This is a genomic window from Rhizobium sp. WYCCWR 11146 (genome assembly GCF_013591995.1).
GTDB lineage: Bacteria > Pseudomonadota > Alphaproteobacteria > Rhizobiales > Rhizobiaceae > Rhizobium > Rhizobium indicum.
The window spans coordinates 246468-267813 of the sequence record NZ_JACCEY010000023.1 but is presented as its reverse complement, the minus strand read 5'-3'; the positions used below and the strand labels follow the sequence as shown (position 1 = coordinate 267813).

At 60.5% G+C, this 21346-nt stretch carries 22 protein-coding genes; 4 read left to right on the top strand and 18 right to left on the bottom strand.

Features of this window, described 5'->3' with window-relative positions:
• The first annotated feature begins 2 nt into the window (after nt 1-2).
• Nucleotides 3-221: a hypothetical protein gene (locus HX899_RS18840; protein ID WP_003547964.1), complete on the top strand. Its 219-nt coding sequence runs from the start codon at nt 3-5 to the stop codon at nt 219-221.
• Nucleotides 222-274: 53 nt separating this feature from the next.
• Here HX899_RS18840 and HX899_RS18835 read toward each other — a convergent pair whose 3' ends face one another.
• The 12 genes from HX899_RS18835 to HX899_RS18780 form a co-directional block, all read right to left on the bottom strand.
• Nucleotides 275-1165: a ribokinase gene (locus tag HX899_RS18835; RefSeq protein WP_181293058.1), complete on the bottom strand. Its 891-nt coding sequence runs from the start codon at nt 1163-1165 to the stop codon at nt 275-277.
• Nucleotides 1162-2034 carry a MurR/RpiR family transcriptional regulator gene (locus tag HX899_RS18830; protein WP_138331411.1) on the bottom strand — a complete coding sequence of 291 codons (873 nt, stop codon included), beginning with the start codon at nt 2032-2034 and terminating at the stop codon, nt 1162-1164. Before HX899_RS18830 ends, HX899_RS18835 begins: the two co-directional genes overlap by 4 nt.
• Nucleotides 2031-3005 carry an ABC transporter permease gene (locus tag HX899_RS18825; protein WP_171598005.1) on the bottom strand — a complete coding sequence of 325 codons (975 nt, stop codon included), beginning with the start codon at nt 3003-3005 and terminating at the stop codon, nt 2031-2033. Before HX899_RS18825 ends, HX899_RS18830 begins: the two co-directional genes overlap by 4 nt.
• A gap of 17 nt (nt 3006-3022) precedes the next feature.
• Entirely contained in the window at nt 3023-4531 is a 1509-nt protein-coding gene (locus HX899_RS18820; protein ID WP_181293057.1) for a sugar ABC transporter ATP-binding protein, read from the bottom strand.
• Between the two features lie 62 nt (nt 4532-4593).
• A complete protein-coding gene (locus tag HX899_RS18815) occupies nt 4594-5640 on the bottom strand; it encodes a substrate-binding domain-containing protein (protein WP_171598007.1) in 1047 nt (348 codons plus the stop codon).
• A gap of 26 nt (nt 5641-5666) precedes the next feature.
• Nucleotides 5667-6656: a sugar phosphate isomerase/epimerase gene (locus HX899_RS18810; RefSeq protein ID WP_171598008.1), complete on the bottom strand. Its 990-nt coding sequence runs from the start codon at nt 6654-6656 to the stop codon at nt 5667-5669.
• A gap of 266 nt (nt 6657-6922) precedes the next feature.
• Nucleotides 6923-7333, bottom strand: coding sequence for a TIGR02588 family protein (locus HX899_RS18805; protein ID WP_171598009.1), 411 nt, complete (start codon nt 7331-7333; stop codon nt 6923-6925).
• A 6-nt stretch (nt 7334-7339) separates the two neighbouring features.
• Nucleotides 7340-8209, bottom strand: coding sequence for a TIGR02587 family membrane protein (locus HX899_RS18800; protein WP_407073932.1), 870 nt, complete (start codon nt 8207-8209; stop codon nt 7340-7342).
• 170 nt (nt 8210-8379) lie between these two features.
• Nucleotides 8380-9267 (bottom strand): DUF1206 domain-containing protein, encoded by an 888-nt coding sequence (locus HX899_RS18795; RefSeq protein ID WP_171598011.1) that lies wholly within the window; start codon nt 9265-9267, stop codon nt 8380-8382.
• Nucleotides 9268-9485: 218 nt separating this feature from the next.
• Nucleotides 9486-10019 (bottom strand): GNAT family N-acetyltransferase, encoded by a 534-nt coding sequence (locus HX899_RS18790; protein ID WP_181293056.1) that lies wholly within the window; start codon nt 10017-10019, stop codon nt 9486-9488.
• 19 nt (nt 10020-10038) lie between these two features.
• Complete coding sequence (locus tag HX899_RS18785) at nt 10039-10860, bottom strand: bifunctional allantoicase/(S)-ureidoglycine aminohydrolase (RefSeq protein ID WP_138331402.1); 822 nt, start codon at nt 10858-10860, stop codon at nt 10039-10041.
• A 115-nt stretch (nt 10861-10975) separates the two neighbouring features.
• A complete protein-coding gene (locus HX899_RS18780; protein ID WP_138331401.1) occupies nt 10976-11629 on the bottom strand; it encodes a glutathione S-transferase in 654 nt (217 codons plus the stop codon).
• A 123-nt stretch (nt 11630-11752) separates the two neighbouring features.
• Between HX899_RS18780 and HX899_RS18775 the strand changes: the two genes are divergently transcribed.
• Both HX899_RS18775 and HX899_RS18770 read left to right on the top strand, forming a co-directional pair.
• The gene (locus HX899_RS18775; protein WP_138389877.1) at nt 11753-12967 is read left to right on the top strand and encodes a polyhydroxyalkanoate depolymerase; all 1215 of its coding nucleotides are present in this window, start codon (nt 11753-11755) and stop codon (nt 12965-12967) included.
• Between the two features lie 58 nt (nt 12968-13025).
• On the top strand, nt 13026-13373 hold the full coding sequence (locus tag HX899_RS18770; RefSeq protein WP_062940297.1) for a DUF3088 domain-containing protein: 348 nt from the start codon (nt 13026-13028) through the stop codon (nt 13371-13373).
• Nucleotides 13374-13414: 41 nt separating this feature from the next.
• Here the strand turns inward: HX899_RS18770 and HX899_RS18765 are convergent, their stop codons facing one another.
• The 6 genes from HX899_RS18765 to HX899_RS18740 all read right to left on the bottom strand — a co-directional run bounded on the left by HX899_RS18765 (nt 13415) and on the right by HX899_RS18740 (nt 20519).
• On the bottom strand, nt 13415-15250 hold the full coding sequence (locus HX899_RS18765) for an ABC transporter ATP-binding protein (RefSeq protein WP_171598013.1): 1836 nt from the start codon (nt 15248-15250) through the stop codon (nt 13415-13417).
• A 23-nt stretch (nt 15251-15273) separates the two neighbouring features.
• Entirely contained in the window at nt 15274-16470 is a 1197-nt protein-coding gene (locus HX899_RS18760; RefSeq protein ID WP_171598014.1) for an aminotransferase class V-fold PLP-dependent enzyme, read from the bottom strand.
• Between the two features lie 68 nt (nt 16471-16538).
• A complete protein-coding gene (locus HX899_RS18755; RefSeq protein WP_171598015.1) occupies nt 16539-17051 on the bottom strand; it encodes a RidA family protein in 513 nt (170 codons plus the stop codon).
• Nucleotides 17052-17101: 50 nt separating this feature from the next.
• Nucleotides 17102-17971 carry an ABC transporter permease gene (locus tag HX899_RS18750; protein WP_138331397.1) on the bottom strand — a complete coding sequence of 290 codons (870 nt, stop codon included), beginning with the start codon at nt 17969-17971 and terminating at the stop codon, nt 17102-17104.
• Nucleotides 17971-18912 (bottom strand): ABC transporter permease, encoded by a 942-nt coding sequence (locus tag HX899_RS18745; RefSeq protein WP_011655191.1) that lies wholly within the window; start codon nt 18910-18912, stop codon nt 17971-17973. Before HX899_RS18745 ends, HX899_RS18750 begins: the two co-directional genes overlap by 1 nt.
• Nucleotides 18913-18992: 80 nt before the next feature.
• Complete coding sequence (locus HX899_RS18740) at nt 18993-20519, bottom strand: ABC transporter substrate-binding protein (RefSeq protein WP_138331396.1); 1527 nt, start codon at nt 20517-20519, stop codon at nt 18993-18995.
• Nucleotides 20520-20746: 227 nt separating this feature from the next.
• Here HX899_RS18740 and HX899_RS18735 point away from each other — a divergent pair, with 227 nt between their 5' ends.
• Nucleotides 20747-21331: a DUF1349 domain-containing protein gene (locus tag HX899_RS18735; RefSeq protein ID WP_138331395.1), complete on the top strand. Its 585-nt coding sequence runs from the start codon at nt 20747-20749 to the stop codon at nt 21329-21331.
• Nucleotides 21332-21346: the final 15 nt, after the last annotated feature.

Below are 21346 nucleotides of genomic sequence, written 5' to 3'. Positions count from 1 at the left end.
TCATGCCTACGGTTGCCGCCACACCCATCACCCCACCAGACCAGCACGTCGTAACAGCCCGCGAAGCCATCGAGCCACTTTATGAGAAGCTTGAGCTTCAAACGGAATCGCTGGTCCTGTCTGCGGCGCTGGAAGCGGGATGGTCTTCAGACGAGGCAACCGAGGCGCTGGCGGCGCTTAGACTGCAGGATGCACTTTCCACCCTTGGACGAACGGCCTGACCAATAAGACTCCGAGAACAATCGACGTCTCCTGTCGGAATGCCGACTATCAGTTACCGAACGGTCTTACGCGGCGTGCTGACTAGCACGGCGGCTGCATGATTAGCGGCGTGGAGCGCGCCCTCCAGTCCAGTCCCACCTGCAATTTCAGCGGCCAGCACGCCGGTGAATTCGTCACCGGCGCCATGGGTGCTGACAAGCTTTACCTTGATCGCTTCGATCAAGAATTCCTGGCCTGGCTTCGTCGCGCAGGCAAGGCCTTCGCCGCCCGCTGTGACGACTGCGGCGGGATACGTCTTGGCAAGCAGACGCGCAGCGTCGAGAGCGCCCGCGAGTGAGTCAAATACGGCGACGTCGGTCAGCTGTTCAGCTTCGATCGCGTTGACGACGATGACGTCGACCAGTTCGGAGAGTGCGGGAGGCAGATCGCGCGCCGGTGCCGCGTTGAGGATGACCCGCCCTCCGGCCGACTTCATCGCTTTGGCGGCGGCGACATTGGCGGCGTCGGGGACTTCGTTCTGCAGAACAAGGACACTTTGCTCGCCGAAGAGTTCCGATGCTCGATCCACATCCGATTGTCCGAGGGTGAGATTGCTTCCGGACACAATTACGGCCCCATAGTCGCCCTCGCGGTCGAAGATCGCCACGCTCATGCCGCTCCCGCCACTGTCCGCTACCTTGACAAATTGGTTATCGACACCTCGCCGATCGAGATTTTCCACCAGCGCTCGGCCGAAGGCGTCATCGGCGACCGCGCCGATCATCGCGGTCCGGATGCCGGTCTTTGCAGACGAAACCGCCTGGTTGCCGCCCTTGCCGCCGCACTTCGGATGCCAACTCTCCCCCGTCACTGTTTCGCCCTTTCGCGGTCGCGCCGGGCCATGCACCATGATGTCGTAGTGCAGGCTTCCAAAGACGATAACGGAGGGGGAGGCGGTCGTCATATGATCTTGTCCTTGCGTTTCGATGCTACCGCGGACATCGTTTTTTCGAGGTTCTTCTCCGCCGCGTCGTAGTTGCGTTGAGCGACCGCGACGAAGAGCGCGTCGAGAATGTTGAGCTGGGCGATCCGGGCAGCGGCGTTTTCGCCCATCAGAGGCGAACCCTGGGCCGTCGAGCAAAGAACGATATCGGCGATCTGGGCGAGCGGCGAACCACCGTAATTGGTGATGGCGACTGTCCGCGCGCCGCTCTTTCTGGCCAGCTGCAATGCGTCGATCACCGCCGTGGTATTGCCGGAATGAGAGAAGGCAACCGCCACGTCATCCGCTCCGAGCAACGACGCCGACATCAGCATCATGTGAGAATCGTCCTGCACATTCGCTCTCACCCCGATCCGCAGGAACTTATGGGCGACATCGCGCGCGATTTGGGCAGACCCGCCGACGCCGTAGAAATCCCTCTGGCCAGCCTTCGTAAGAAGGTCCGCCGCCCGGTCGAAAGCATCGACGTCCAAAATTGCCAGCGTTTCCTCAAGCGCATGGATCGAGGTTCGGAATACCTTCAGAATGATCTCCCGCGAGCTATCTTCGACGGAAAGCTCCTGATGCATCTCCGCCGTCGGAAGCTTGTTGTAGCTCGACACCGCCGAACGAAAATCCCGGTAGCCATTGAAACCGAGCTTCTTGGTGATCTTCACCACCATGGCTTCGGAGACCCCGGCCTCAGCGGCGATGTCCTTGAGCGAGGTGTCCTCCGAGAAATCGCGCAATCCAAACACCGTTTCCACGACCCGGGCTTCCAAAGGGGTGAGCTGCGGCATCATCATCCGGATGCGCGGACCCACCGCCTTGAGATCATTTGCAGAATTCATCCTCTACCCCTTGTGACGCGATCAATCATCATCGCGACAAGGATGATAAGACCAGTGGCCAGAAGTTGATAGAAGGCCTGAACGTTCATCAACGTCAGTCCGTTACGCATCGCGCCGAGGATGATCGCACCGAGGATCGTGCCGACGATGCTTCCTTTACCGCCCATGAGTGAGGCGCCACCGATCGCGGCCGCCGCGATCGCGTCGAGTTCCCAGAGATTGCCAAGGATGGGCTCTGCTGCGCCAAGGCGACCGATCAGGATCATGGAGGCCAGGGCGGCGAGGACACCTGAGATCACATAGGCAGTGATTTTGGTGACGGCGATCGGCACGCCTGCAACATAGGCGGCCTCTTCGTTCCCGCCGACGGCAAGCAGATATTCACCGAGGGGCGTCTTCTTGAGCAGCACCCAGGCGAGAAAGGCTACGACCGCGACCATGATAACCGGATTGGGAATGCCCATCAGGGAGCCATTGAATAGCGCGCGAAAACCCTGGGGAACGCCAAGCACCGGATTTCCGCCGGTATAGATCAGCGCAATGGCCCGGTAGGTGCTCAGCGTACCGAGGGTGACGATGAAAGGTTGCAGGCCCGCATAGGCTACGAGGACGCCATTGACGAGCCCGCAAATGACGCCAATCCCGAGACCGGCCAGGATCGCGAGCGGAACGGGAATTCCGGCAACGAGCAGCGTCGCCGTGATCACCGCCGCTATTGCCGCGGTCGGTCCGACCGAGAGATCGATGCCGCCGGAAATGATCACCAGCGTCATCCCGAGGGCCAGGCAGGCATTGATGCTCGACTGCTGCAGAATGTTGAGCAAATTCCGCTGGGAGAGAAAGTCAGGAGCCAGCAATCCAAAAATGACCACGATGGCGATCAGTCCGATCAAGGTGCCGGCGTCTCGCACCGAGAACGATCCGAAGAGTTTGGAGGAGGGCACCGCGGCATTCTGGGTTGTGTCAGACATGGAATTGTTCCTGTTGGTCATGCCGCGCCAAGGCGACTGTCGGCCTTCCCAACGGCATGGGAGACGATGGTTTCCTCGGAGAGCTGGTCGCGACTAAGCTCGGCGACGATCGTGCCGTCGCGCATGACAAGCACTCGGTCCGAGACACGCATCACTTCCGGAAGCTCGGAGGAGACGACGATCACCGAATGACCTTCTGCAGCGAGGGCCTCGATGAGGTGGTAGATTTCGGATTTCGCACCGACGTCGATACCTCGCGTCGGCTCGTCGAACAGCAGAATGCGCGAACCCGCCGCCAGCCACCGTGCGATGATCGCCTTCTGCTGATTGCCGCCGCTGAATAACCTGATCTGCCGATCGAGCTGGAATGGCCGGAGGTTGACGCGCCTCAGTAGGTCTTCTGCAGTCCGCTTGAGCCTCCGGTGATTGATGATCCCGCCTTTCGAGAAGCGGCTCATGGAGGGCAGTGCCATGTTGATGGTGACGGACCGGCCTGGGATGATGCCTTCGCGCTTGCGCTCCTCGGGAAGGAGACCGATGCCCGCGGCAATGGCCGCCCGCGGATTGGAGAGCGTCAGCAGCTTCCCGTCAACCTTCACGGTTCCCGACGTCACCCTGTCGGCACCTGAGAGCGCGCGCAAGAGTTCAGTCCGGCCGGAACCGACAAGTCCTGCCACGCCCAGAACTTCACCGCTGTGAAGATCGAAGGATATATCTCGGACACGCGCCGAATTGAGGTTCCGCACCTCGACGCTTACGGTGTTCGTCGCATACGAGTGATGGTCCTCGGCCAGTAGCTCGCGGCCAACCATCATCGCGATGACCTCGGCCGTTGCGGTCTTCCTCAGATCGACCATCCCGACGACCTTGCCGTCGCGCATGACCGTGGCGCGCTGGCAGATCCGGAACACCTCGTCCATCTTGTGGGACACGTAGATAATGGAGACGCCGGTCGCCGCCAGCCGCTGGATGATCTCGGCCAGTCGGTCGAATTCGCTGGGTGTCAGGCTGGACGTCGGTTCGTCCATGGCGATGATCTTCGCCTTGTCCAAGAGCGCGCGGGCGATCTCGACGACCTGCCGCTGCGCGACCTTCAGCGAGGAAATGGGAGCGGCGGGATTGATGGAGGGATCAATCATCGCGAGCGCCTCGGCTGCGCGCCGTTCTTGCTCCCGGCGATTGACCACGATGCCGCCGAAACGGGTCAGCGAGTGACCGAGGAACATGTTCTGCGCCACAGTGAGATGCGGCACCTGTTGAAGCTCCTGGTGAATCATGGCGATCCCGGCCTGGCGAGCACTTTCGGGGCGCCCGAAGTGATGGGCGGCACCGTCAACCCTCACTTCCCCTTCCGTTGGGCGAAAGACGCCCGACAGGATGCGAAGCAGCGTGGACTTGCCGGCGCCGTTCTCGCCGAGCAGTGCATGGATCTCACCGGGCGCGACCTCGAAGGAGACGTCGGAGAGCGCTTTGACGCCGGGAAAGACCTTGGAGATATTCTCGAACGCCAATCGGGGAGTAGCCATGGAAATCCAACCTTTGAGAATTTGGACGGCCGGCCATGCCGGCCGTCCCGCGTGGGAGACGTTTAGTTTCCAGCCGCTTTCATCAGCACCGAGCGCACATCGACACCTTCGCCTTGGAAGTCGTTGATGTTGTCTTTGGTAATGAGAGCCTGTGGTGTTGCGACCACGCGCGGCAGCTTCTGACCTGCGACGAGGCGGAGTGCGACCTCCATCGCTACCTCACCGGTCAAAACCGGGAAGCTGTCGACCGTACCCGTCAGTTCGCCCGCTGCGATCGACTTGTAGGCATCGGAGATACCGTCCGTGCCAAAGACGACGACCTTGTCCTGCAGGCCCGCAGCCTTCACAGCCTCGACAACGCCTAGCGCCATGCCGTCATTGTTGCAGTAGAAGCCGACGAGGTCGGGATGCTGCTGGAGAATATTGGTCGCTGCGTCATAAGACGTCTGGCGATCCCAATTGCCCGGCACGCTCGCGACGACGGTGAACTTGCCACCGTCCTCGATCGTGCTCTTGAAGCCGCCGGTGCGCTGGACGGCGGCGTAGACGCCCGCCTGGCCTTCGATGATGGCGACTTTTCCACCATCGGTACGGTTGTCGATGAACCACTTTGCGACGCGAACACCGTTGTCACGCTGAACGTTGCCGACATAATGTTCGGCCTGCGGGATCACTGCGTCATTGACGTTGACGACAGGGACGTTGGCGGCCTTGGCCTGCTCAATCACCGGCTGGAGATTGGCGTCGGTCTGCGGAGAGACCAGCAAGACATTGTAGCCTTGGGTGACCATGCCCTCGGCGATCGTCAACTGACCGAGCTGGTCGCCTTCGCTCTGGGCCGCCTGATAGGCCACTGTTACGCCGAGCTTGTCGGCGAGCTTCTGGTACCCTTCGCCGAGCGAACGCCAATATTCATTAGTCAGCGTCTTGGAAACACCGCCGACTTTGAGGCCGTCGGGCAGCTTTGGCATTGCGCCGAGTTTGGCTTCCAGTGCCGACCAGTCCATGCGGTCCGGCTCGGAATCCGAGTTCAGCGGCTTGAGTTCCTGTGCCGTCGTGATGCCAGCACAAAGGGTTGCGGCGAAAGCCACAGCGAAAAATCTCTTCATGTATTCCTCCCGGAGGGTTTGGTGGTTTAGTGCTCCGCGCCGAACATCAGCTCCTGTACGATGGCCTGCGTGGAAACGGCGTCCTGTCGGTCAATCGCGTTTGCGAGGCGATTGTCCTGCTCGAGGCGGTCGACGACCTTCAACATCCGCTGAACGGTCTTGATGTTGACCTCGCATTCATGAACCGGATCGAGCCCGGTCATATCGGGGAACGTGTCGAAATAAATCGCGCCGTCATAACCATCGCGGCGAATCTGGCGGAGCAACTCGATGGTCTGAAGCGTGTGGACGGCACCAACCATCAGGCCGTCGTCGCGCTTTGCATAGCCGTCATTGAGATGGACGCCGAGCACGCGGCTGTGGCGGGCGATCAAGGCGGCCGCATGTGCAGGCTGCTCGTCTGCATAGAGGACATGCGCAAAGTCCAGCGTGACACCCAGGTTCTTCGCGCCAACGTCCTTGATGGCGAGCAACGTCGTGGCCGCATCCGGCATCAGACTATAAGAGCGAGGCTCGTTCGGCTTGTACTCAATCGAGATCAGGCAATCGGGATCGTGCGCGCATACTTCACGGATTCCGTCTAGTTCGTGTTGCCACATCTTCGCATAGTCGGCCTGGAAGGAATAGTCGAAGCCGTCCTGACCAAGCCATATCGTCATCAGCTTCGACCCGGCTTCACGGGCGGCATCGATCCCCTTCTTCGTCAGATCGATCGCCTCGCGCCGGACGTGTTCATCCGGATGTGTGAAAGCGCCGAGCTTGAAGGCAGGATTTGTGTAGTAGCGCATAGCGAAGCCATTGATTAAAAGCCCGAGATTACCGAGTTTCTGTGCGAGTTCCGCCGGATTTTCATTGACATGGTCTGGATAGTTCAAGTCGAGGTCGGTCAAACCTTTCACCCGGGCGGCGCGTTCGGCCATTTGCATGACCGACGGCTTTGTGGACTGGCCCGGCCATTCCCGATGAGCAGCGGAAGCGAATGAATTGAGGCGGGTGGCAAAGCGTGTCGGATTCAAGGCATCAGTCCCATCTGTGAAGTTGCGCACTACTTCACAGATTATGATGTCTTTGTAAAGTATGAATCGCTTTTATGGTGCCGAAATTGTGTGCTGCATTGCGAAATGCAATCACCAACTGACTAGTCTTGCAGCAAATCGACAACGCTGAATGGGTTGGCTCAAGAGAACGAAGTGCAGCTGCGCTACCTGCCGTCAACAGCGCTATCTAGGAGCAGCGGAGGCATCACCGGCGGCGAGACGGACGTCGAAACGTAGCATCTCGACTATGGCTCATCAAATGAGGACGCTCTGACCGTCAAAGTCTTCCCGGCGGGGTCTTGCTGGAATATCAGCCCACCTTTGGCTTTCGAGTGTCCTGGGACATAGTCCAAGACGGTCTCGACGTTTTCAAGCACCGAACCTTGTTCTCGTATCTCGCCCTGGACGGTTACCTGCGACGCGGTCGCGCTTGAATCGTTTCGGATTTCGAAGAGGACCTGAAAGCCACCGCCGCGCTTTTCGGTTTGCAGCACGACCCCGACCAGATTCGGCGAAGAATCACGGTCCACCAATGCATCCTTGCCAATCCAAGCAATCACGCCAAAGACAATTACGGCCGAGACGACGCCCGTGACCCATTCAATCCAATGCGGTTCGCCTGCTTCCAGATTTTTGCCCTTGGAGATTTTTGTCATGGTGCCTCACAGGATCAGGCGAGCTGCTGCCGCGCCAATGGCACCGGGAAAGCTCAGAACGACAACGGCCATTAGGATTTGGGTAAACCCGATGTCATCGGTTCTATGGAACGTCCAGAGGCAATAGGCACTGATCAGACCGGCAATTACGTAGCCCGGCAGGGTGAAGCGAACGAAAGCGTGCCAGCTTGGCATACCCTCGGCGAGATCGTGGCTCCCCTTGAAAGAAAGGGCGTAAACGAACCCATGCATGACCGCCAGCGACGCGGCGATCATGAGCAGGGCATGCCACGGCGTCATCTTGTACGAGAGCAAGATCATTTCCTCGGTGGGCGCGACGTTGAGGTTGAGGAACAGGGCGCCGACCGCCATCAGGAATAGTTCACCGGCATAGCTCGTTTCCCGTTCGTGGACTGGGTCATCACTATCGCCTTCCTTGGCATCGTCACCATCGTCCGATTGTCCGCCGAGCTGGCTCCGACCTAGCATCGCGCCAATGCTCGCAGGTATGGCTTGGATGGCGATCATTCCGATAATCTCGTGCAGAGATTGGTCGTATTTCAGAACCCCCATGGCGAAGAGGATCAGTGCGCTGCCCAGAACCCCAAGGCCGTAGGCAATGCTTGCGTCACGGATCGCTTGTCGCCAGGTCGACGTCCGCTCAAATCCGATCCGGTCCGAGAGAATGACGAGAAGGGGAATATTGACGATCAGCAAGAGAAACAGGCGGCTGCGGTCCATGTAGAAGCCGAGCTCCCACATTTCCATGGTCATGAACATGGGCAGCGCGAAAAGCAATGCTCCCGCAATACCGCGTGCGATCCCTGCAAAAAATTTGCTTCTATCGAAATCCTCACGCGTGATCGCTACACTCAAGTTTGATCTCCCCCTAAATGAAAAACTCCCACCACCCGTAAACCGAGGCGGCGGCATTCAAAGCGCACGCGCTCGCTGCAGAAGTGCGGGTTGGACGCATGAGCACCAGCGCCGCCGAAGTCAAAGCCGTCATGGACATCAAGGTTGACATGACTTTTCTCGAATGCTTCTCAGTTGTGAGATAGTGGCAGTTCCGACCGTACCTGTGAGAGTTTTGGTGTCGACACGGTTCGATATCGTGCCTCGACCAAATTATAGATTCCGAACGCAGCTAAGCCGATAGCCACGACGAGGTAGAGAACAGCTCCGAAAGGAAGCTGCCTCACGAAGGTCAAGGCATCACTTATGCTCCCTGCCTGGCCCGGATCGACGGTAAAGGCCGCATAGCAAAAGAAGATGCCGACGATCACGAAAACGACCCCACGGGAAACCAGCCCATAGACGCAAACCAATAACAGAGGTCGACTTTGACCGAGCGTCAGATATCGCTCAAATCGCCGTGTGATACCTTTCAGCGCGGTAACAGCACCACCAACGACAAAGCCGAGACCAATCGCACCAGCTAGGAATCGACCAAACGGTTGCGACATGGCCCAGGCTGCCAAGCCCTTTTCTCCGCCGTCGCCACCGGATCCAAAACCAAGGGCGTCCTGAAAGGCGTATATCGCCAACCCCATGTACGTCACGGCGCTGCCGAGGAGGGCGGCACGGATCAGGTAGCTTTTCACACTGTGGTCATGGTTGTCTGCGTTTGCGATGGACTGGGCAAGCCGCCATGCTACAAAGCCGAGTAGCCCGAGCCCTATCAAGCCCAACCACACCCGGCCCAACGGCTGTTCCAAGACAGCGTCGAGCGCTGACTTGGTATCGGCCTTTCCGCCGCCGAAGCTCGAAAATACTGCCAGCGCAGCAACGAGCAAAAACACAATACCTCGAGCGCTATATCCGGCCCGCGCAAGCCATTCAAATTTCGACCTGGTCATCTCTGGTTCCCCCGGCGCGGATTTAACGAGCGCCCAGCAAAACAGTTCCGACTTCTCCGCGATGAATGTCTTCAACGAGGCAAGCGCCTCGAACTTTTATCGCGATCTTGGCTGTCGGACGCCACCAGGGGTTCCCAATGAAACGAGATTGCGAGCAGCGTGAAACGCGGCTAAATATATTTCAGTTCCATAAGATAGATTACGCCACTTTCACAATCACAGATTGGCAAAACGAATGCGCACACTCTTGGTTGTTTGAGGAAATCGGCTGGGACCTCCCTGAGATCCGCCTTTCAAATACCGTTTGATGATCGCAGTTCATAGAGCACGTGATGGCGCAACGGATGGCCTTCGGCCAGATTGGGATGATCGAACTCACCGATCCGGTTCATCCCCAGTCGTCTCATCAAACCCCAGGAATTGCTGTTTGCGGGTACCGTGAAGCTGACGATGCGGTCAAGCTTCAGCTCGTCGAATGCAAAGTCGAGAGACCGTTCCGCGGCCTCGCGCGCATAGCCGGCGCCGTGCCGAGACGCTGAAAGCCGCCAACCGATTTCGACTGCCGGCGCAAACGGCAAAGCCGGCGAAACGTTGTTGAGGCCGCACATGCCGATCAACGCGCCGCTTGCCTTCGCTTCCAGCGCCCAGAACCCCCAGCCATGATCCTCGAAGTGCCGGTCGATACGGTCGAGCATCGCATTCGACTGTTCGTCAGTCAGAGGATTGAGATATCTGACAACGTCGGGCTCGGCATTGATCGCAGCGAAGGGCTTGCGATCTTGCGGTCGCCAGGGTCTCAAAATCAGCCGTTCGCTTTCGAGCTTCATCGTGCCTCTGCGATAGATCCTACCAGAGCGTCATGTGACGGTTGACGTCCTTGTAGAGCAGGTAGCGGAACCGGCCCGGGCCGCCGGCGTAACATGCCTGCGGGCAGAAGGAGCGCAACCACATGAAGTCGCCGGCCTCGACCTCGACCCAATCCTGGTTCAGCCGATAGACCGCCTTGCCCTCCAACACGTAGAGACCATGCTCCATGACATGGGTTTCCATGAAGGGGATCGTCGCACCCGGCTCCAGCGTCACGATATTCACGTGCATGTCGTAGCGGACATCGGCGGGATCGATGAACCGGGTCGTCCCCCAGCGCCCATCGGTATCGGGCATTGCCGAGATGGGGTGCTGGTCCTCATGCGTGAAGATCGCCGGCGGCGGTTCCAGCCCCTCGACCTCCTGAAAGGCCTTTCGAATCCAGTGGAATTTTGCCGCAGTCGAGCCGCCGTTTTTCAGGCGCCAGACCGAACCCGCCGGAAGATAAGCGAAGGAGCCGGTGCGAAGCGCGTGGCTGACGCCATCGAGTTCCACCGTCACCTCGCCGTCGACGACGAACAGGACCGCTTCGGCCCGCTTGTCGGGCTCCGGCCGGTCGCTTCCACCACCCGGCTGGACCTCCATCACATATTGCGAGAACGTCTCGGAGAAGCCGGAGAGTGGCCGGGAGAGAACCCATGCCCGTGTCCCCGTCCAATGCGGAAGCACGCTGGTGACGATGTCGGTCATGACGCTGCGCGGGATGACCGCGTAGGCCGTGGTGAAGACGGCCTTGCTGGAAAGCAGCTCGGTCTGCGGCGGCAGTCCGCCGAGTTTGGAATAATAGTCGTTGTTGTTCATCGGTCCAGATTTCGCGGCATGTGGCACTGCATCTGATTTATGCGCCGCTCATCCTCCAGGCAACTCTTAATTCGGCTCCTGAAAGTCGATGCGGAGCCGCCCGGCCGCGTTCCCTTCAGAACTCGACTTCCAACTCGACGATCTCGTCGGGCTCGGCCATCGCCCCTTCGGTCCATTCGCCCATCAGCGGCCAGGACAGCACCGTTTCCACATAGGCTTCGAGCTGCGGTTCGAGCTCCACCGCATAGGTGCGGAAGCGGGTGCAGACCGGCGCATACATCGCATCGGCCACGGTCGGCGCGGTCCCGAACAGCCACGGCCCGCCGCTCGCGTCGAGGCATTCGGTCCAGATCGCCCTGACACGCTCGACATCGGGCCGCGCGCCCGAAAATATCTTGAAGCTCGCATGCCGCGCCTTGAGGTTCATCGGCAATGCCGAGCGCAGGTTATGGAAACCCGAATGCATCTCGCCCGAGACCGACCGGCAGCGGGCGCGCGCTGCGCGCTCAGTGGGCCAAAGCCCGGCATCCGGCACGACCTCATGGAGATATTCGGCAATCGCCAGCGTGTCCCACACCGTCACGTCGTTATGGGTCAGCCTCGGCACCAGAACCGACGGTGAAAGCAGAAGCAGTTCCTGGCGCGCCTCGTCATCCAGTTCCACAAGGACTTCGGCGAAGTTCAGCCCCGCCATCCGGCACAGCAGCCAGCCGCGCAGAGACCATGAGGAGTAGTTCTTCGAGGAAATCGTCAGTGCAGCTTGCGACATCGGGCTCGTATCCTTGTCGGACAATGTTGCTTCTTCCTCGATAATCTTCTCGCATGGTAGGACATATTCCACTAGCATTTTTTGCACCGCCGCATCGATGCGGCAGTGCGGGAGATTTCGGCCATGCTCTACCAGGCCTATCAGTTCCAGGATGATCTTATCGCGCCGCTCCGCGATCTGGCGCGGCGCTTGCAGATCTTCTCCGCGACAGCGCTCTGGGGATCCGGCAGCGAAATGGGACGGCACTTCGCCGCCGCGCTGGAGATGATCTCACGCTTCGAGATCACCCACCAACGTCCGGATTTCGCCATAGACTCAGTCATGATCGGCAATCGCGTGGTGCCCGTCACCGTCGAGACCGTGCTCGGCATGCCCTTCGGCACGCTCCTTCGTTTTGCAACGGACACCGATGCAAAGCGGCCGCGGGTGCTGGTCGTCGCACCGCTGTCCGGCCATTTCGCCACACTCCTGCGCGGCACCGTGCAGACCCTGCTGCGCGATCATGACGTCTATATCACCGACTGGGCCAATGCCCGCGACGTGCCGCTGTCGGCCGGACGCTTCGGCATGGACGACTATGTCGATTATATCATGCATTTCCTGGAGGAGATCGGTCCGGGCGCTCATATCCTCGCCGTCTGCCAACCCTGCGTGCAGGCGCTGGCCGCCGTTGCCGTGATGTCGGAAGAGCGGCATCCCGCCACCCCACGCACCATGACGCTGATGGCCGGGCCGATCGATCCGCGCGAGAGCCCGACGAAGGTCAACGAGCTTGCCGTGTCGAAATCGCTCGCCTGGTTTGAGAATTCGCTGATCACAGGCGTTCCCTGGCGTTATCGGGGTGCGGGACGGCGGGTCTATCCCGGCTTCCTCCAGCTCGTCGCTTTCATGTCGATGAACATGCAGCGCCACCAGGACGCCCATCGCAGGCTCTACGACCATTTGGCGAAGGGCGAGACGGCCGAAGCCGGCAAGATCAAGAAGTTCTACGACGAATATTTCGCCGTGCTCGACCTCACCGAAGAATTCTACATCGAAACCATCGAACGCGTCTTCCAGAAGGCGGAACTCGCGACCGGCGACCTCACCCACCATGGCCGCAAGGTCGACCCGGGCCAGATCCGCAACACGGCGCTTTTGACCGTCGAGGGCGGGCGCGACGACATCTGCGCGCTCGGCCAGACCTCGGCCGCGCACGATCTCTGTCGTGCGTTGCGCCCGCATCTGAAGCGCCATCATCTTCAGGCCAATGTCGGGCATTACGGCGTCTTCAGCGGCCGCCGCTGGGAGGGGGAAATCTACCCCGTCGTGCGCAACATGATCCTGGCGATGGAATAGTGCCCGTCAGATCCGGAAGCGATCGGCGTGCCACGTCAATGTGAAAGGGAAATGTGCGATGAACAGGGATAGGCTCTTTATACTTCGCCCGGGCTTCGAAGATCCCGCCTACCCAGGACAACGTTTTTACTGCTGGCATTGCGCGCTCATGGAAGGCGTGCTGGCATCCTTTCCGGACCTCGCGCAAGGACTTGATATCGAGCGAATTGCATGGCCTCGCCCAAGATTGCCGGTCATCGAACTGGTTGGAGAGGAAAATCAGTCACTGCCCCTACTTTTGCTTGCAGACGGAGCAACGTCCGTCCACCAAACCGGCGTGTACCGCGGGCGGGCCTTTATCTCCGAAAAGGACAATATCCTGGCCGCCCTGTCGGAAAGGCATGGATTCCCAAATCCTCACCCTTGAAACTTCTGCTCGTTAGGCCGATCCGGCTATCCGGCCTTCGACTACCGCTCGGCCATCACCAGATGCCCCGGCCCGACCTCCCGGTAAGAGGCGCTCGGCGTTTGATAGTCGACCGGGCGCATCGGGCTCTTGATCTCGTCATTCGCCACCATCCGCTTTTCATGGCGACGGTCCGGATCGGGCACGGGCACTGCCGCGATGAGTTTCTTCGTATAGGGATGCTGCGGATTTTCGAAGACTGCGGATCGCGGGCCGATCTCGACGATCTCGCCGAGATACATCACCGCCACACGGTGGCTGACACGCTCGACCACCGCCATGTCGTGCGAGATGAACAGGAAGGCAAGGTTGAGGCTCTGTTGCAGGTCGAGCATCAGGTTGATGACTTGCGCCTTGATCGAGACGTCGAGCGCCGAGACGCTTTCATCGGCGACGATGACCTTCGGCTGCAAGGCGAGCGCGCGGGCGATGCAGATGCGCTGGCGCTGGCCGCCGGAAAACTCATGCGGGTAACGCGCGGCCATATCCGCCGACAGACCGACCTTCACCAGCAGATCGGCGACGACGTCTTTTGCCTGCTTTGAATTGCCCATCTTGTGTTCGAGATAGGGTTCGGCGATCGCAGCACCAACCGTCATGCGCGGATTGAGGCTAGCAAAGGGATCCTGGAAGATCATCTGCACGGATTTGCGCATCTCGCGCAGATCCTTCCTGTCGAGGCCGAGCACCTCCCTGCCCTCGACGAGAACGGAACCGGCCTGCGGCTCGATCAGCCGCATGATGGCGCGGCCGGTCGTCGATTTGCCGCAGCCGGATTCGCCGACGAGCGACAGCGTCTCGCCGGCATGAAGATCGAAGGAGACGTTTTCGACGGCATGCACCCGGCTGGTCAGCCGACCGAACAGGCCGGAATGAATGTCGAAGCGCTTGGTGAGGTTCTTCACCTGCAGCACCGGCGTCGCTGCCACCGTGTCGGCGACCTCAGCGGGAATGTCCGATTCACCCGTTGCGGTATTGACCACGGGGAAGCGCAGCGGCCTTTGCCTGCCCTGCATCGAGCCGAGCACCGGCACGGCTGATAGTAGTGCTCTCGTATAGGGATGTTTGCCGCGGTGAAAAATATCGGCGGTGGCGCCGCTTTCCACCTGTTCGCCGCGATACATCACCACCGTCCGGTCGGCGATTTCGGCAACGACACCCATGTCATGGGTGATGAAAAGGACGGAGGTTCCCTCTTCGTCCTGCAGCATCTTGATGAGATCGAGGATCTGACCCTGGATGGTGACGTCGAGCGCCGTCGTCGGCTCGTCGGCGATCAACAGTTTCGGCCGGCTGGCGAGCGCCATGGCGATCATCACCCGCTGGCGCATGCCGCCGGAGAAGCGATGCGGATATTCGCCGAAGCGCGAGGCGGCCGAGGGGATGCGGACCTTTTCCAGCAGCCTTATCGTCTCGGCTTTGGCATCGGCCCTGCTCATATCGGAATGGCAGAGCAGCGCCTCGGAAATCTGGTCGCCGATGGTGAAAAGCGGATTGAGCGATGTCATCGGCTCCTGGAAGATCATCGCCACCTTGTTGCCGCGCACCTGCCGCATGGCATTTTCCGGCAAGGCCAGGAGGTCGCGTCCGCCGAGCATGACCCGGCCCTCGACACGGCTCGTATCCGCCTGCAGCAGCCGCATGATCGAGAGCGAGGTGACGCTCTTGCCCGAGCCGGATTCGCCGACGATCGCCACCGTCTCCGCTGGCGCCACCGTAAAGGAAACATCGCGCACGACCGGTTTCCAGACGCCGTCCACCAGGAAGGAGGTCGTCAGCCTTTCGACGGAAAGAACGTCGGTCGTCGTCTGGATCGGTTGGGTTTGGGCGCTGGCCATGGCGGTTCCTCTCGCGGCAGATATCAATCCGGCCAGCGCAGCACGCCGTCGAAGCGGTGCTTGCTGCGGTTTTCCAGGGGTGTGGCGATGATCTCGTTGGAGGCACGCGCCTTGTCGAGTTCCTGCGCCAGGCGCTCCGCGACGATCGTCTCCTCACCCGGGTGCAGGTTGCATGGGTCGAGGTAGAAATAGCGGTGCTCCACCTCATGATCGCGCACGATGATCGGCGGGATGCCCTTGGCAAGCGCATCGGCCAGATCCCAGGCGGTGATATGCGCCTGCTCGGGATCGACGATCAGGCGCAGCCGATCGAGCGGATTGTTGGTCGGATCGGGCTCGATCAGCGCGGTGAGGCCAGGGCGGCCGTCGAGCGTGCGCTTCCACAGGTTGAGATAGCCGGTCTCGCGTTCCCGGATGCCGGCGTGGTCGCGGCTTTCCCAGGCTTCGAGTGCCGCCATGACGCCGAAGATGCTCTCCTTGCCGACCTTCATGCCGCGGCCGATGCCCATATTCTGCAGGAATGCATGGCGCACCAGCTCCTTCCTGCCGGCAACGATGCCCGAGGTCGGGCCGCCGAGGAATTTGTGGCCGGAGTAGAGCGCGATATCGGCTCCCTGCTCCACGAAGATGCGCAGGTCATATTCCGAAGCCGCATCGACGATGACGGGCACGCCCTTGGCATGGGCGATCTCGACGAATTCTTTGAGGTTCAAGAGGCCGTAATCGACGACATGGTGGGAGACGACATAGACGGCAGCGGCGGTCTTGTCGGTGATGGCGTTTTCCATGTGGAAGCGATGCGTCGAGGTCGCCTGCCCCACAAGCACGACCTTGCCGCCGGCAAGCCGGATCGCCTGGTCGACCGGGGCACCGTAGCTCACCACATGGCCCATCTGCACCAGCACTTCGTTCTTCTCCGACACCACATCCGGCAGCTTCTCGATCGCCAGCAGGTTATTGCCGGTGATCGCGCCGGCGACGGCCAGCGAAATGCCGGCCGAGCAGGAGGCGGTGACGAAGCCCGCCTCGCCACCGGTCAGCCGGGCGATGACGGCGCTTGCCTTGCGCTGCAGGTCGTTGATCTCGGCGAAGTGCGGCAGGATCGATGCCATCGCGCTGATCGCTTCGGGAACGACGATCGAGGCGCCGAGGCTGGTCATCGTGCCCGATACGTTGATGACAGGGCGAAGGCCAAGCGACGGGCGGATATCAGTGGACATGGAGATCTCCAGGAGTCTGGGTCGAAAAACGAAACATGGGGCGATCGATCAAGTGTGTCGAGCTTCCGTCAGCCATTCAAGGCGACGATCGCCTCGATCTCGACGGTGATGTTGCCGGGCAGCGAGCCGAAGCCAACGGCCGAGCGGGCATGTTCGCCGGCCGGCCCGAAGACTTCTATTAGCAGATCCGAGCAACCGTTGATGACGCTCGGATGATCTTCGAACTCAGGCACGGCATTGACCATGCCGAGCAGCTTGACCACCCGCTTGACGCGGGCGAGATCACCGAGCGCATCCTGCATCACGGCAAGCAGGTTGATGCCGGTCAGCCGCGCATGGCCGTAGGCCTCCTCGACACTGACCCCACCGCCGACCTTGCCGGCATGCATGAAGCCGTCGGCCTCACGCGGGCCCTGGCCGGACAGATAGAGCATATTGCCTTCGATCACGTGCGTGACGAAATTGGCAATCGGCGGCGGCGGCGGCGGAAGCGCAATGCCGAGGGCGGCAAGCCGTTCGTAAGGCGAGTTCTCGACCTTGCCGGCGGCGGTGGGAAACTGATTCACGCAAACTCCTGTCATGCAATTTTCGATTTGGCGAATTTCGATTGGGCCGACGCTTGGTCGGCGGATTAAAGATCCTTGCGCAGTCTTGGATCGAGCATGTCCCTGAGGCCATCACCGACCATCTGTAGCGACAGTACGGAGAGGATGATGGCGACACCCGGAAACAGCGTCATCCAGTCGGCCTGGCCGATATACTGCCGGCCGGCGGCGATCATCGTTCCCCAGGTCGGGATTTCGGGGCTGACGCCGAGGCCGAGGAAAGACAGGCCGGCTTCGGCGAGCATGGCGCTGGCGAAAAGGAACGTCGCCTGCACCAGGATCGGCGACAGCAGATTGCGCAGCACATGCCGCGTCATGATATGGAAGGTTGAGATGCCAAGCGCCCTCGCCGCCTCGACATAGGGCAATTCGCGAATGACCAGCGTCGATGCGCGCACGATCCGGGCAAGGCGTGGCGCATAGACGATCGACAGCGCGATGATGACGGTTGTCAGCGACGGGCCGAGGGCGGCAACGAGCGCGATCGCCAGCAGAATATCCGGAAAGGCCATCATCGCATCGATCAATCGGGCGATCGGCGTATCGAGCTTCTGGAAGAAGCCGGCAAGCAAGCCGAGCGTCACGCCGATCACGGCTGACAAAGTCACGACCGCAACACCGACGAGCAACGACAGGCGGCCGGCGAAGATCGTACGTGAGAAAACATCGCGGCCGAACTCATCGGTGCCAAAGAAAAAGGTGCCGCTCGGCGGTTTCAGCCGGTTGACGATGGAAAGCTTCGACGGCGAATAGGGCGCGACAACAGGAGCGAAGACCGCCAGAAGCACGAAGATCGTCAGGATCAGCAGGCCCAAGGCGACCGTCTTGCGTTTAAGCAGGCGCCTGGCGAATTTGCTGCCCTCGCCTTCGGCGGATTTGATCGCGATATCGGCCATCAGTAGCGCACCCTCGGATCGATCAGCAGATAGAGCATGTCGATCGCAAAATTGATCAGCACGTAGAGGGCGGCGATGACGAGCAGCGCCCCCTGGATGACGGGATAGTCGCGGCGCAGAACAGCGGAGACGACGAGATTGCCGACACCCGGCAGGCCGAAGACGGTCTCGGTGACGACGGCGCCTGAAATCAGCACCGCTGCCGTCAGGCCGATCACAGTCAGGATCGGGATCAGCGCATTCTTCAGAGCGTGCTTGAGAATGACCCGGCGCTCGATCAGCCCCTTGGCGCGCGCCGTGCGAATATAATCGTCGCCAAGCACATCGAGCATCGACGCGCGGGTGAAACGCAGGATCAGCGCCGAGGAGACGATGCCGAGCGCAAAGGCAGGCAGCGTCAGATGATACATCCGATCGAGAAAGGTCGAGCCCGGACCGCCATAACCCGAGACCGGGAAGAGGTTGAGCCTGACGGCGAAGAACTGCATCAGGATCAGGCCGAGCCAGAAGCTCGGAATGCTGGCGGCAAACATGGCGAGCGTCGTTGCCGCCTGGTCAATGAAGGAGCCGCGCCGATAGGCGGCATAGATGCCGATCGGCAGGGCGATGATGCTGGCAATGGCGAGCGAAAACAAAGTCAGGAAGAAGGTCGGCTCGGCCCGGTCGAGCAAGGCCGAGGTGACAGGCATGTTGAGGAAGATCGACTGGCCTAGATCACCTCTCAGCATCTGGCCGATATAATAGACATATTGCAGGCCGAGCGACTGATCGAGGCCGAGCCGGGATCTGAGATCGGCAATATCCTGCGGCGTCGCATCCGGCCCGAGCATCACTGCGGCGGGATCTCCCGGCGTCACGCGCACGATGACGAAGACGATCGTGACGACGAGAAACATCACGACGATCATGCCGAACAGGCGCTGGAGGATGTAGCGTATCATGAATGCCTGGTAAACCTTTGCAGATGCTGCAAAAAAGAAGACCGATACCGACCAGGAATGGCCGGTATCGGTGGCGATGCCTACTTCTTGATGGAAGCATTCCAGAAATACGGCCACGGAGCCGGATCGACACCTTCAAGCTTGGTCGACTCTGCCGAAACGGCGTTGAAGTCACCGATCTTCATGAAGGGGGCGTCGACATAGATCGCCTTCTGGACATCGGCCCAGAGCGCCACGCGCTTCTTCGGATCGACTTCCGAGGTGAAGGCATCGACGGCGGCCTTGCGGGCCGGCGTATCCCACCAGCCCGGCGAGCTGGTTGAGAGCGAGCCGATCAGGGCAGGCTCCGGCAGGAAGGGGCTATGGGTGATGTAGATATCCCAGAGCTTCGGATCGGTGCGGCGCTGCGTCAGCGTCGCCCAGTCCACAACCTGCATATCGACGGTGAAGCCGGCAAGCTTCAGATATTCGGCGGCGACCTGCGCCATCTTGTAGTGGAACTCATACTGGCGGCTGGTCAGGATACGGATCGGTTCGCCGTTGTAGCCGGCCTTCTTGGCGGCAGCCGCCGCCCCTTCCGGATCGGCGACGTTGTAGGCGCCCTCGACGCCAGCATCTGTCGACCAGGCAAAGGTCTTGGGATAGATGGCGCCGTCGAGCGCGTAGAAATCCTTGCTGCCGAAAGCCGCCGCCAGCATGTCTTCCATGCTGAGCGCCTGGCGGATCGCCTTGCGAACCTCGACATTCCCAGCAATACCTTCCTTCGTGTTGAAGACGAACACCGGATAGCCGAAGGGCTTCAGGATGATCGGCTGCGAGGCGGTGGAGGCCTTCAGCTTGTCGTAGGATTCGACCGGGATCGAGTCGACGTAGTCGTACTGGCCGGAAACCGCGGCCTCGACACGGGTGTTCGGATCCGGCACCGGCACGAAGCGGATCTCATCGAGATACTGGTGGCGGGCGCCGCCATAGCCATTGCTGTCGCCTTCACGTGACTTGTAGCCGTCGAAGCGGACGAGCTGGATGTATTGGTCGGCCTTGCGCTCCTTCAGCATATAGGGGCCGGTGCCGATGAAGTCTTTCATCGGCTCGTCCTGTTTTTCGGACGGGATGATGATCGCAGCCGAATTGTTGAAGGCGAGCAGCGAAGTCAGCGGCGCATAGGGCTGCTTAAGCGTGATCGTCACGGTCGCCGGATCGGCGGCGGTGACCTTATCGATGAAGCCGGCCACCTGCTTGCCGCGCGAGGCGATCTTCATCCAACGGCCAAGCGAAGCAACGACATCTTCCGAGGTCATGTCGGTATTGTCGTGGAACTTGATGCCGGTCCTGAGCTTGATCGTATAGGTTTTGCCGTCGGCGCTGATCTCAGGCAGGCTCTCGGCGAGAAGCGGCGTGACGTTCCAGCTCTTGTCGAAGGTGTAGAGCGTTTCGAAAATGTGCTGCGTGACGATGCCGACGAGATCGGCCGTCGACGACATCGGATCGAGCGTCGGCGGCTCGCCGATCGTCGCGACATTGATGACGCCGCCCTTTTCCTGGGCAAGGAGCGTCGAAGGCAGGGCGACGAGCGCGGTGCCGAGAAGGAATGCGACCAGTGTTTTCATGTGAAGGCTCCCGTTTAGTTCCACAATTATGTAATTCATCTTTTTGTAACAGAATAGGAGATGGATCGATCCTGTCAAGCAGGAGCGACGGATTATGCGCTCGGCGGATACCGGGACGCCGAAAAACACACAATCTTTGGCTGCGCCCCGCCTGCAACAAGACCGCGCATTATGCCAAGGTGAGTCAATCGCACTGCGGTGAGGCTTCAACGGAACGGGAGAACAGGATGAGCATCGATTTCAACGACGGCAAATGGCTGAACGAGCCGTCACACTGGCAGGCGACCGAAACCGGCCTCACCCTGACCACCGATGAGAAGACCGATTTCTGGCGGGAGACCCATTACGGCTTCACCCGTGACAGCGGCCACTTCCTCGCCTTTCCCACCACCGACAGCTTCACCGCACAGATCCGCGTCCGGGGCGAATTCCGCACGCTCTACGACCAGGCCGGCCTGATGGTGCGCATCGACGAGAGACGCTGGGTGAAAACAGGCGTCGAGTTCACCGACGGCGAAGCCTACCTCAGCACCGTCGTCACCGACGGCAAGTCCGACTGGTCCGTCGCTCAGCCCTTCAGGGAATTGGAAGATTTCCGCATCCGCGTCACCGTCGCCAACGGCGCGATGCGCATCCAGGCTTCGCGCGATGGCAGCTTCTGGCCGCTGCTGCGGCTCGCCCCCTTCCCGGCTGCCGATCACTACGAGGTCGGACCCACGGCCTGCACGCCGGAGCGCAGCGGACTGACGGTCCGCTTTTCCGAATTCTCGATCGGCCCGGCGATTACCACCGATCTGCATGATTTGAGCTAGAAGAGCGACCTTTGG